This is a genomic window from Vulcanisaeta sp. EB80, assembly GCF_002078205.2.
Genome location: NZ_LCWN02000066.1, coordinates 1 through 11960, shown reverse-complemented (window position 1 = coordinate 11960; position 11960 = coordinate 1). Strand labels below are relative to the sequence as shown.

The window sequence follows — 11960 nt, the reverse complement described above, 5'->3', positions numbered from 1 at the left end:
GGTGGTGTGTATGTTTATAATGTTGGTAATTGGGATACGATAAGTGTTAGGGAGATAGTGAACGTCATACTCGAGGTATCGGGCCTTAGCCCCAGGGTTACGTATAAACCTGCAACACCCGATGGTAGGGGTTGGCTGGGTGATGTTAAGAAAATGTGGCTTTCCATAGATAGGATCGTTAAGGAGGTGGGTTGGAAACCAAGCGTTAACAGTAAGGACTCAATAAGGTTGACGGCGGAGGCGCTATGCAGGGAGCTCGGTGTATGTGAATGACTAAGGTTTTGATACTTAGAGCACGGGACAAGATTAAACCAATACAGGTGAGAGGCATCGATATCGTGCAGATACCAGTCATATACACAGTACCCAACGAGGAAGCAATAAACACAATATCCCTGGCTGGTGTCGATTATGTAATTGTAATGAGCTCAATGGTCGTCAAGTACCTCGGGGACAAGTTAAAGACTGAGTTGGGCGATAATACTAGGTTGATAGGTGTTGGACCTGCAACATGCGAGGCCATTAGAAGATTGGGGCTCAATTGTGAAATGCCCAGTGAATACTCGAGTTATGGGGTTGTTGAGCATATGAGGAATGTGAAAGGTGGTAAGGTTGTGATTTTAAGGTCTAGTAAGGGCAGCGATTACGTGAGGACTGAATTAAGCAGGTTGGGCTTTAACGTTAATGAATATGGGGTATACGACGTTATGGTGGACCCCATAGCATCTAGGATAGCTTGTGGGCTCGTGGATTTCGTGGATTTCGTGGTTTTCATGAGCCCAATGACTTACGAGGCAGTTAGTAACTGCGCTAGGGATGCCCTTGGTAATAGGGTTGTTGTGGCTATAGGCAGAACCACGGCAATGAGGCTCCTGAGGGATGGTATAAGGGCATTGGCACCACACGAATATACACAGGATGGCGTATTAGGATTGATTAATCAACTGACCACGAGCAGCGAATCGCCGGATTGAATCGTGTAGTTGTTGCCTGGATTTATCAGAACATCGCCACCCCTAACTACGCCGATTAAAATACCCCTACCACTAATTCTTAACTTTTCCAACGCATCACCAAACCTTAAACCAATAAAGTCTTTGGGATCCATGATATCAATCCTCCGTATTAGGTTCATAAGCGCTGATGATGTGCCTCGATCGAAAATTTCCTTAGCAATTACGGTGGTTGTGAAGGAACCAAGAGATACTACCGAGTTCGCACCTGCGTTAAGTACATACCCCACATTACCCTGATTTAAAACCTCGGCTATTATGTACGAGTCCCTATTCAACCCCCTAACACTCATAACCAACAGAGCCACCTTAGCATCTGATGTTACAGGGTCTTGCTCATCAAACGGAAGTATAATCACAATCGAGGCCTTGTCAACACCCGCCCTAATTAAATCATCCCTATTAAATGGATTACCACGCACAAACTCCACATCACTAGGTAATGAGGATGGTCGCTCCCCATCATATAAATACGTAATATCCCAGAACCTATTCCTTCTCTCCATGTTATTTATAATCTCTGTTATGACGTTCAAAGCCTTGCTCACACCGCCGATAACGACGATATGTCCACCCCTTGAACTTGTGTGTCGCCCCAGATTCCTCATTATACTCGCGCTGGTTAGTTCGGTAGCTATTGAGGCAGTTAATAGACTAACAACAGCAATACCCAGGGGCATTATTACCATATCAGCCACTCGTCCCCAAAAGGTTGCGGGTACGATATCCCCATAACCAACGGTCGTGATCGTCTCCATGACGAACCAGACAGCGTCGAAATAATTTCTAATGCTGGGGTTATGGCCATGTTCAATAATGTAAATTACTAGGGCGCCCGTGAATAATATTGCGAGGAACATTATTAGGGAATAGAATATGAGGCTGCGCGCAACCCTGCGTATACGCCGTAACAACCTCATTAAATTAATCGAGGTAATCACATAAAGGTGATAAGGAGACCAATTTTAAAATGCTTACCCACAACCCTAACACCTTAATCCAACCCAAGTTCGAGTATAAAGTAGGATATTAAAAAGCCCTGGTGGGCCCGCCGGGACTTGAACCCGGGATCTCCCGCGATCCAATGCTCAAACCAACCACCGTCAACCGAGCAACGTCAGGCTTGTGCGGGACTACCGTCCCTGGGCATCCTACCAGGCTAGACTACGGGCCCAACACCAGATAATTACCGTGCCTTTTTAAGGTTTTTGTTCCTGGCTTTATAACAGGTGGGAGTAACCCTTTAAGTTTGCCTGCCATTGTGTTTGTCTGGTATGGTGGATATTGTTGCCCTCGGTGAACCACTTGTTCAGTTCAATGCCGTAACCGACGGACCCCTAAGGCATGTTGTTTACTTCGAGAAGCATGCGACGGGCAGTGAGGCTAATGTCTGTGTCGCTGCTGTGAGACTTGGCGTTAGTTGTGGGTTGATTACTAGGCTTGGTATGGACGAGTTTGGCTTATTCATATATAATTGGTTAAGGGGTGAGGGTGTCGACGTTAGTCACATTAAATTCGACCCAGAGAGATCGACAGGCATATACTTCGTACAGAGGAACTACCCACTGCCTGGTGTTAGTGATGTTGTTTATTACAGAAAGGGCTCTGCAGCGTCGGCAATGAGCACTGAAGATATTGATGATGGTTATGTAACTAATGCCCGTTTGTTCCATACCTCAGGCATAACATTGGCGATAAGCGATAGTGCCAGGGAGACTGCCATTAGGGGTATGGAGACTGCCAGGAGGGGTGGTGTTCTTGTTTCGTTCGATGTTAACTATAGGAGGAAGCTTTGGCGTAGTCCTAGTGATGCCATCAATGTTTTATCGAGTGCCCTTAGGTTTGTTGACATTCTATTCCTAGATGATGATGAGGCAAGGTTACTTCTCGGTGTCTCAGAGCCCGATGCTGTTTTTAAGGAGTTGAATTCGCGCTTTGGCATAGGTAGGGTTGTTCTAAAGCTTGGTTTGGAGGGTTCGATTGTGAATTGGGATGGTAAGGTGGTTAGGGTTAATGCGTACAAGGTACCCGTTAAGGACCCAATAGGAGCCGGTGATGCCTACGCTGGCGTATTCCTGGCATCCATACTCAAGGGATTAAGTCCCGAAGAATCTGCGAGGAGGGTCTCTGCGGCTGCCGCCATGGTGGTCATGGTTAGGGGCGATGAGGAGAACCTACCTAGGGAGGAGGAATTGGAGAAGTTCTTGTCTGGCTATGGTAGGCAGGTTGATCTTAGGTGAACCATTAGCCACATGGATTGGTTTTTAAATGCGTGAACCTGCTATCACAATGTGCGTAAGGCCATAATAGTGGGTGTAAACGAGATTGGCGTTTCTATAGCTAAGCTACTTGTTAGTAATGGTTACGAGGTTTCAACAATATCGAGAAGTAGGGAGGAGGCAAGGATTTGTAAGGGCATGCCCGTGTACGTGTATGTTGGCGACCCGATAAGTGAGGAATTATTAACGAAGGCTGGGATCGACGAAGCCGAACTCGTAGTCTCGCTTTATGATGATGAGACGAATCTCAGGGTTGCCGAGCTCGCTAAATCCCATGGCGTTCCAACAATAGTAGTTCTTAATTATAATAAGGAGAAATACCTGGATAGGTTTATTGAGTTGGGTGTAATTGTAATTCCAATAGTTGACGCCGTACTTTCTAAAATCGCTCATTATGTAAGGCCCCAGTTTAAGCAATTATTATTTTCTGACGAGAATGTTCAGGCTTATTACGTGGTCATAAGTTCGGAATCGCCTTACATAGGGCAGGGTATTGATGAGGTGGCTGGGAAGTGTGGTGTGGCAATACCATTGATAATTAGGAATGGGGAGGTTCTCTTGGCACGCGAGGATTTAAGAATTGAGGCTAACGATAAGGTCCTCATCATCGGTGATAGGGATTCGGTGGTTGATTGTATCGAGAGGATCTACTAACCCTATAGATTAGTATACCAACCAAAGCCCATATGAGGACAACCACTAAATACAGTGGCTTTAACAAGGCTATCAATGCCATAGCCATTATGTAAATAATGAACCCCAATATCGATACAATGGGAACCCTAACACCCCCAGGGTAACCTCTGGCGTGCTGTAGTAGCGAACCAACTCACCCTCTGCGTTCCTAAACCTTATGAGGGATACCATGGTCATTAGGTACACGATTGTTGATGATACACCGTAAGAGCCGGCTATAAGTTCCACATTACCTGGTGCGACGAATAACATGGCCACGAGTGAGGATGCTATTATGGCGATATAGGGGGTCCTGTATCTACCGTGAACAGTACTCAAGGTTTTGGGTAATAATCCGTCCTCGCCCATGACGTAGATATTTCTCGAGAAGTCAACAATACCGGCATTAACCGCAATCAGTAGCACTATAGCTACCGAAACCGCTATGTACGTGCTTAGGACCACGTTGTGTACTAAGTGCCTAGCCAAGGCGCCTATTGGGTCGTTAATGTTCGTGGAAATCACGAATATGGAGTTCGTTAGAGAGGCTAGTAATGATAGAGCCAAGGCTATTGCCGTTGATAGTGATGAGACGCTAAATATAGCCCTCGGCACGGATACAGAGGGTGCCAATGCCTCACCTGTTGATTGGGCGATTACATCAATTCCAGTATAACCGTCTCTCCGGAGACGGTGGGTTGTGTTCGTTTACCTTCAGTGGTTTTGTGAACCACCGTCTCCTTCTCGACGGCTTCTCCATGAGCCACCCCCAGCTGCGGGAGTGGGTCCCCGCCTGTCGCCAGGGGTTCACACCCACTCCCCTCACCGAAGGTGGCCCTAACGGTCACCCTCGCCAAGCTCATCGGGATCATCCCTTCTAAGAAAGTCGAGGATGGGCTTTAAAACCCATCGCCTCACCACCAACGATAATAAGCGTTACGAACAATCACGAAAAACCAAAACTGCCCCTCAGGGAGTAGGCTAGTCTACTCATTATGTTGTTAATTGATGGGTGTGTCGCTGTTGTCACGGGTGTTTTCCCAGTTAGTAATGATAAATAACCTATGATTAGTAGTGTGGATATACCGAGCAAATCGATTGTCAGTAGGGCTAGGTTAAATCTCGCCGAGGTCTTTATACCAAGTATATTCACAACCATTAATAATGCAATTATAATAATCGAGACTAGGGAATTAATGGGCCATGTGGATAGTAAGGGGATGAAACCGCCAAGGTAGTTTGTGGCACCTAACGCACCGTATGCAACCATTAATATTTGATCAAAGCTCAATAACCAACCTGCTATGAATCCCATTGAGTCGCCCAACTCACGCCTAATATAATAATAGGCACCGCCTGTCCTCGGTATTGCGCTACCGAACTCAGCATATGCAAGCCCCACTATCCACATTGATAGGGATCCTAGGAGCATTGTTACGATTAGTGATGAACCTGAGTAAAGAGCCACAACACCGAGTATGAAGTAGTAGGTTGACGACACGTCTGAATACCCTAGTGCTACCAAGTCGATAGTTCTAAGGTCTCTCCTTAACCATGTCATTCTCATTAGCGATACGTTTCGTAAATTGGTTTCTTAGTTTTAATAATTATTCATGAACTTTCCACGTTGGTTTCACGGGCATGCCTTTTAAGGGCTCTTTAGTTTGTGGTGCCTTGTATGAAGGGGTGGGTGGTAGGACTAATAATAGTAATAATAATAGGAGTAGTAGCATATCTGGTACTTAGCCACGGCATGGTAATAACGCCAAGCGGCTCAAGTACTCAAAGTCAGGTATATGTTTACTTAAGTGATAAGCCCATTAAGGTGGACCACTTATATGTGACGATAAGTAAGGTGTTGTTCCATAAGGAGGGTGGTGGCAATACCACGTGGATCTCCTGCCCATTAACCAGCGAGACCTTTGACCTGGCGCAACTTATTAATACGAGCCAGTTAATGGCGCAGTGCACCTTACCCAATGGTACATACAACGTAATACGCCTGGACGTGGTTAATGTACAGGCTGTTGTTAACGGACAAACCTATAATTGCACTTTACCGAGTGGTAAGTTTGAAGTACCGCTTGAGCCAAGCCCAATAATCGTCAATGGCACCAGTTATGATATTAATGTGGACTTTGGCGCAGTAAATAGTGTTGTGATAGCAGGAAACGGTAAGTGTATCGTGATACCCGTAATACACGCCTCTGTTAAGAAGCACTCGTGATTCACAAATATTGAAGAAATCTTCATTAAAAATCCCCTTTTTGCAACTCTATCATAAGGTTGCAATAAGGTTGCCGTTTGGTTGCACGTTGGTTTTTACGATATGGTTAAAGGCTGTTGCAGAGTTCATAGTTTGATGATGCCTAGGAAAAAGCCCAGGTCTAGGGTTGAGATATACGCGGATATCATGTTGGCGATAGACAGGATGGGTACTTGTGATAGGTTAAGTAGGTTAGCCATGATGGTCGGGGTTCCCTACGACAGATTACTCCGTTACTTAAACGAAATGAAGAGGCTGGGCTTGGTTAGGTGGGAGCCATATCATGGGGTATACCTTACAAGTGATGGCATGGACTACATAATTAATGCCCAGGGTAATAGAGATAGGCTAGCCATCAACCTTGCCTCCCTTATTCAGGGTAGCGTTAGGACCAGCGCGTAGGATCAAAATATTAGTTACACCAGCCCTCCTCCTCTCAATAACACCCTTCGCCTCAAGCCTCTTGACCAGCCTAGAGACTTGGTACTTACTTAATCCCAATTCACGACCAAGCTCTGCCTGCGTTATCATACCACCCCTCTTGCGTATTACCGAGATCGCCGCCTTCTCCATGTTAGTTAATACTATGTTGCTGATGGCATCATAATCATTACCTGGAATAGCACTCAGCGGGCTATTACCATCGATTTGATGTCCACGTCTTATAATTGATGAGTATATGAGCACCGAAGCCATGGAAGAAAGCACTGCTGTCATTATAATACTCATCATTACATCATAGGCGATTACAGGGTTCGTGAACGGTTGTATGGAGCCTATTACCTTGAGTATGCCGTCGGGGCCTACGGCGACTACCGGGATCTTTAAACTTAGGAATAGGGTGTCGTAGAGTTTTACTATTAGGTAGACCGTTAATGCAGCGAGGGTAAGCCCGACCCAGAACCTGTGATTCCTCATGGGATTGGTTAATCCCATCGCTCGCACCTAATGCTACTCTTATTGGGGGTCTTATTAACCTTCCCTCTTTTCTCCTATATTATCCTTAAAAGATATTATTGCTTAGTCGTATTGGTGAGTATCTACTTAGTATCAACGATGAGTGATTCGGGGAAGACCACGATAGTTGCTGCATTACTCAGATTGCTCAGGGGTAGGGGCTTACGTGTAACGCCATTTAAGGCGCAAAACATGTCGTTAAACAGTTACCCAGCAATAGAGGGTGGGGAAATCGCCCTAGCCCAAGCAATGCAGGCATACATTGCTGGTTTATTACCAAGCATATACCACAACCCAGTCCTGATAAAGCCCATGGATATGCACAGGGCGGAGTACGTGATTCTTGGGAAACCAAGAGCCCAGCTAACATTTGGTCAATACCTCATGGATCAGGGATTTAGGGGATTTGTTGTTAAGGCCGTTAAGGGGAGCATTGAGAGGTTACGTAGGGATTTCGATGTTGTTGTTGGGGAGGGTGCTGGGTCAGCCTACGAACCAAACCTGGCCAATAGGGACATTGCAAACTTTAGACCTGCCGAGTGGCTTGGTGCGCGCGTCTTCGTGGTGCTCGATATTGATAGGGGTGGCTCATTCATTCAGGGGCTTGGGTTGATGAGGGCCTTACCACCCAGGTGGAGGAGGTTCGTTAAGGGGTTCATTATTAATAAGTTTAGGGGCGACCCCAAACTCCTGGATGATGCTATCAAGTGGCTTGAGGGTAAGACGGGGAAGCCCGTGGTCGGCGTACTACCTTACCTAGAGGACCTGTGGTTATGGCCTGAGGATTCCATGGACCTGAAGCCTATTGGTAATGGCCCACTGGACATTGCGTTGATCGCCTACCCCTACATATCGAACTTCAATGACATATACCCACTGATACTGGAGGATGATGTGACGGTTAGGATTGTGCGCAGCTCCCAGGAACTTGGTGAGCCTCACATGGTTATACTGCCCGGCTCCAAGAATGTGGTTGCCAGTGTTGAGTGGATGAGGAGGACGGGTATGGATAAGGCCTTAACCAAAATCAAAGGTTCAGTGGTATTGTTGGGCATATGCGGTGGTTTTCAAGCCCTCGGTAAAATACTCAGCGACCCACACGGGTTGGAGGCCGGTGTTCCAGGTACTTATAGGGGGCTTGGCTTCATAAACGTCAACACCGTGTATGGTATTGAAAAGGTGGTTTCGTTGTCGAGGGCGATTGGGTTGGTTGACGGGATTGAGAATGTCGAGATTAGGGGTTACGAGATTCATAGGGGTATTCCCCAGTACGTTGGTGATAAGCCCCTAGTCATGATTAGGGAGAGGAACGGGAGGAGTGCTGAGCAGTTGGATGGTGTGTTTAGGGAGGATGACTTGGTGATTGGGATAACCCTGCATGACTCGTTGGGTGATCCAGCATTTAGGGAATTCGTGCTCAATATTGCCAGGGAGAATGCTGGTTTGCCTAAACGTAGATCAGCCGGTTTATCAAGTATTGATTTACTACTGAGGCAAATTGACAAGTTTGTCTCGGTAGTTAGGGACTCAATGGATATAGATTTCATGGTTAATATAGGTTAATATGCCTATTATTCACCGTAGAATTCTTGTTATCTTCTCAGTCGCATTTAAAAATTATTCTGACCGTCGTTGGAGGCATATGAGTAAGCGACCCGAGAGGGAAAAGCCCTACTTTCATCCAGCCGTGCTAGAATTCGAAAAGTTGGTGTCGGACCAGGGAAAGTACATGGAGTTCCTTAAGGAGTGGCTCGCTTACTCGTGGAGGTGGGCGAGGGATGAGAAGTATAAGCTTGTCTTTAGGGTGCAGGCGGCAATAATCGATGCGTTGCGTGAGTTTTTGAATTCCAGGGGCTTCACGGAGGTTCTTGCGCCAATAATAGGCCCAGTGACTGATCCGGGTATTAGGGGTGCCAAGCAGGCTACGGTGGATTTCTACGGTATGGAGTACAAGGTTATGTCGAGCGCCATACTGTATAAGCAGTACATGGCGGCATCACTGGGCAAAATATACTTCCTAAGTCCAAACATTAGGTTCGAGCCAAACGATAGTGCCTTTACAGGTAGACACCTCGTTGAGTTCTATCAACTTGATCTTGAGGTTTATGGTGCCACATACAACGACGTTATAGACCTTGCTGAGGATATGGTAGTATACGTCATTAAGCGTGTTGGGGAGGAATACGGTAAGGAATTGGAAACGAAGCTCAATAGGCAACTACCAGATTTTAAGAAGCCGTTCATTAGGTATACCCATAAGGAGGCGGTGGAGCTTGTCAATGAGCTGGGGTGTAAGAATCCGCCAAATACAGAAATTAGATGGGAATGCGAGAAGCTACTCTCTGCATATCACGAGAACCCACTCTTCATAATGGATTATCCGAAGGGTGCCAGGGGGTTCTATGACCGTGAGGACCCACAGAGACCTGGTATACTCAGGGATTTCGACATGCTCTATCCAGAGGGTTTTGGTGAGGCTATAAGTGGTGCTGAGCGTGAGTATGAGCCAGCCAGGGTGATAGCTAGGATGAGGGAGGGTGGTGAGGATCCCAATAAGTATAGGTGGTACCTAATGATGCTCAGGGAGTTCTACCCACTTCAAACTGCGGGTTTTGGTATTGGTGTTGAGAGACTAACTAGGTATGTGTGTGGTTTAAGGGCTGTTTGGGAGGCGAGGCCTTACCCGAAGATAGCCGGTATCGGACCTACACCATAATTAAACCTAACACCTGAGAAATACTTTAAATTCAACCTGGCGTTTCGCGTATAATGCCTGAGGAAATGTTCTTGACATCGGTTGTGGGCAGCTTTCCAAGGCCTAGGTGGTTGGTTGAAGCCTTTGATAAGTTCAATAAGGGCGAGATAAGTAAGGAGGAGTTGGATGAGTACCTGGACGATGCGGTCAAGTTGACGGTTAAGGAGGAGGAGTTGGTAAACTTAGACGTGATCACTGACGGCGAGCAGAGAAGAACAAGCTTTGTATCCTTCGTGGCACAGAAAATACCAGGCTTCAGGCTAGTTTACGTCACAGACATAAATCCACAGGCCATGGAGATAATGAGGCAGTACAAGGCACAGCTCACTTACTGGAGGGCGGTCGCTGTTGATAGGATTAGGGACTCGATAATAGCGTTGGATGAGTTCCAATTCACGAGGAGCGTCACAACGAAGAGGATCAAGGTCACGCTACCAAGCCCATACCTAATAATGTGGGAGACCTGGGACCAGAGGTATTCAAAGGACGTCTACCCAAGGCCCGAGGATCTTGCCGAGGATTACGTGAAGGTACTAAGGCAGGAAATAATTAGGCTGAGGGATGCTGGTGTCGACTTCGTACAACTTGATGAGCCAATGCTGGGTGACCTAGTGGAAGCCGACCCAGACAAACCCGATAGGTACAGGAGGGTTATTGAGTTAATACACGGCCAGAAATACAGGGGTTTTAAGAACGAGTTAACCCTGGCCAGGGATTTAATAAACGAGACCATCAAGGGAATAGGTGGCGTCAGGATAGGCATGCACATGGATAGGTGGCCAAACCCAGATTCGCCATACTACGGTGTTGGTTATGAAAGGCTGGCGCCGGAGGTCATTGACATAAAGGTTAAGCAATACGTGCTAGAGTACTCAAGCCCAGCCAGTGGGGATCCGGCGAAGTTCGCCCAATTATTGACACAGGACAAGGAGTTGGGTATTGGCGTAATAAACGTGAGGAATAAAGAGGTTGAGGACCCACAACAAGTAATTAAGAGAGTTGAATTAGTCGAGAAAATCCTCGACCCAAGTAGGATATGGCTAAACCCAGATTGCGGCTTCTCACCGGGCATGTACAGGAAGTTCGAGAGGAGGATAGCCTTCGCAAAGCTACGCTCAATGACCGAGGCGGCGAAGATACTGAGGCAGAAGTACCTAGGTAGGGCATAGGGTAACTTGGTTGAAAATTAAGGTAAAAACTAATTACGTGATGATTACGAATCGGGCTGATTAATGAGGAGCACCATCCTTACTGACTCAGTTAGGATACCCATCATCATCCACATCGGTTCCCAATTCATCATCACAACCCCATTGTTCCTCCTCCCCCTTAATAAGTCAATGCCAGGTTGTTTTTGTTAGTAAGGTTGATAATATAGTGTATGCATTAATAAACGGTGTCGGCATTCATAGATATCTTAAACATGACTGGGCAATTAATAGCCATACTCAACCCAATAGGTGCCATACCAACCCTCTCCATATACATCATAAACCTGGAGACCGAGCAATTACGTAGAGTCTACAGACTCGTTGGTATAAGCGTCCCCCTCCTAATGGTAATATTCGCGGTCGCCGGTAGGTACATACTACAGGCATTCGGTGTAAACCTGGACGCATTCAGGATAGCCGGCGGTGTACTTCTCATGGGTGTGGCCATGGAGACCTTGACAGCAGGTGGGCCAAGGGTTGGGACTGTTAAGGAGCCTGAGGAGTTTGTGCTCGTGCCAATAGTGACTCCACTACTTGTTGGTCCAGGCACGATAACGGAGTTAATACTCTTCTCCGCAATATACCCAATCTACGAGGTAATAATAGCCTCACTACTAAGCGCCGCCCTCACATACGCCGTAATAAGGTTCTCACAACCACTCCTCAAAATGCTAGGAAGCAACACCCTCAAGGTACTTGGCAGGTTCATGTCGCTCATAATCGCGGCGCTGGCCATAGGCATGATACTGACGGGGGTGACAAATTACGTACAATCCGTAATGCATGCCTAGAATTATTTATCAA

At 46.6% G+C, this 11960-nt stretch carries 14 protein-coding genes, 1 tRNA gene and 1 pseudogene; 10 read left to right on the top strand and 6 right to left on the bottom strand.

Features of this window, described 5'->3' with window-relative positions; genetic code table 11:
- Window positions 1-273: pseudogene (locus B7L70_RS10130) on the top strand (UDP-glucose 4-epimerase); the annotation flags it as partial.
- Window positions 270-974: a uroporphyrinogen-III synthase gene (locus B7L70_RS10125; protein ID WP_081227871.1), complete on the top strand. Its 705-nt coding sequence runs from the start codon at window positions 270-272 to the stop codon at window positions 972-974. The pseudogene B7L70_RS10130 and the gene B7L70_RS10125, both read left to right, overlap by 4 nt.
- Here the strand turns inward: B7L70_RS10125 and B7L70_RS10120 are convergent.
- Together B7L70_RS10120 and B7L70_RS13520 are read right to left on the bottom strand one after the other, a co-directional pair.
- Window positions 941-1954: a TrkA family potassium uptake protein gene (locus B7L70_RS10120; protein ID WP_081227869.1), complete on the bottom strand. Its 1014-nt coding sequence runs from the start codon at window positions 1952-1954 to the stop codon at window positions 941-943. The two genes, B7L70_RS10125 and B7L70_RS10120, sit on opposite strands and share 34 nt — an antisense overlap.
- Before the next feature lie 99 nt (window positions 1955-2053).
- Window positions 2054-2187, bottom strand: a tRNA-Val gene (locus B7L70_RS13520).
- Between the two features lie 100 nt (window positions 2188-2287).
- On the opposite strand from B7L70_RS13520, the gene kdgK reads away from it, so the two are divergent.
- Both kdgK and B7L70_RS10105 read left to right on the top strand, forming a co-directional pair.
- On the top strand, window positions 2288-3253 hold the full coding sequence (kdgK, locus tag B7L70_RS10110; RefSeq protein WP_081227866.1) for a bifunctional 2-dehydro-3-deoxygluconokinase/2-dehydro-3-deoxygalactonokinase: 966 nt from the start codon (window positions 2288-2290) through the stop codon (window positions 3251-3253).
- A gap of 51 nt (window positions 3254-3304) precedes the next feature.
- Entirely contained in the window at window positions 3305-3946 is a 642-nt protein-coding gene (locus B7L70_RS10105) for a TrkA family potassium uptake protein (RefSeq protein WP_081227864.1), read from the top strand.
- Between the two features lie 87 nt (window positions 3947-4033).
- On the opposite strand, the gene B7L70_RS10100 is transcribed toward B7L70_RS10105, so the two are convergent.
- The 3 genes from B7L70_RS10100 to B7L70_RS10090 all read right to left on the bottom strand — a co-directional run bounded on the left by B7L70_RS10100 (window position 4034) and on the right by B7L70_RS10090 (window position 5534).
- Window positions 4034-4600: an APC family permease gene (locus B7L70_RS10100; protein ID WP_238376206.1), complete on the bottom strand. Its 567-nt coding sequence runs from the start codon at window positions 4598-4600 to the stop codon at window positions 4034-4036.
- 23 nt (window positions 4601-4623) lie between these two features.
- Window positions 4624-4830 (bottom strand): hypothetical protein, encoded by a 207-nt coding sequence (locus B7L70_RS10095; RefSeq protein ID WP_143701619.1) that lies wholly within the window; start codon window positions 4828-4830, stop codon window positions 4624-4626.
- 83 nt (window positions 4831-4913) lie between these two features.
- On the bottom strand, window positions 4914-5534 hold the full coding sequence (locus B7L70_RS10090) for an APC family permease (RefSeq protein ID WP_238376205.1): 621 nt from the start codon (window positions 5532-5534) through the stop codon (window positions 4914-4916).
- 111 nt (window positions 5535-5645) lie between these two features.
- Here B7L70_RS10090 and B7L70_RS10085 point away from each other — a divergent pair, with 111 nt between their 5' ends.
- A complete protein-coding gene (locus tag B7L70_RS10085) occupies window positions 5646-6194 on the top strand; it encodes a DUF4382 domain-containing protein (protein WP_081227859.1) in 549 nt (182 codons plus the stop codon).
- 135 nt (window positions 6195-6329) lie between these two features.
- Window positions 6330-6635 (top strand): winged helix-turn-helix domain-containing protein, encoded by a 306-nt coding sequence (locus B7L70_RS10080; RefSeq protein WP_238376204.1) that lies wholly within the window; start codon window positions 6330-6332, stop codon window positions 6633-6635.
- Here the strand turns inward: B7L70_RS10080 and B7L70_RS10075 are convergent.
- Entirely contained in the window at window positions 6582-7169 is a 588-nt protein-coding gene (locus B7L70_RS10075) for a MarR family transcriptional regulator (protein WP_081227856.1), read from the bottom strand. The genes B7L70_RS10080 and B7L70_RS10075 overlap by 54 nt on opposite strands.
- A gap of 96 nt (window positions 7170-7265) precedes the next feature.
- Between B7L70_RS10075 and B7L70_RS10070 the strand changes: the two genes are divergently transcribed.
- The 4 genes from B7L70_RS10070 (at window position 7266) to B7L70_RS10055 (ending at window position 11947) form a co-directional block, all read left to right on the top strand.
- Window positions 7266-8753 (top strand): cobyric acid synthase, encoded by a 1488-nt coding sequence (locus B7L70_RS10070; protein ID WP_081227854.1) that lies wholly within the window; start codon window positions 7266-7268, stop codon window positions 8751-8753.
- A 79-nt stretch (window positions 8754-8832) separates the two neighbouring features.
- Entirely contained in the window at window positions 8833-9906 is a 1074-nt protein-coding gene (locus B7L70_RS10065; RefSeq protein WP_081227851.1) for an asparagine synthetase A, read from the top strand.
- Window positions 9907-9959: 53 nt separating this feature from the next.
- Window positions 9960-11114: a cobalamin-independent methionine synthase II family protein gene (locus B7L70_RS10060; protein WP_081227848.1), complete on the top strand. Its 1155-nt coding sequence runs from the start codon at window positions 9960-9962 to the stop codon at window positions 11112-11114.
- 227 nt (window positions 11115-11341) lie between these two features.
- Complete coding sequence (locus tag B7L70_RS10055) at window positions 11342-11947, top strand: MarC family protein (RefSeq protein WP_238376203.1); 606 nt, start codon at window positions 11342-11344, stop codon at window positions 11945-11947.
- Window positions 11948-11960: the final 13 nt, after the last annotated feature.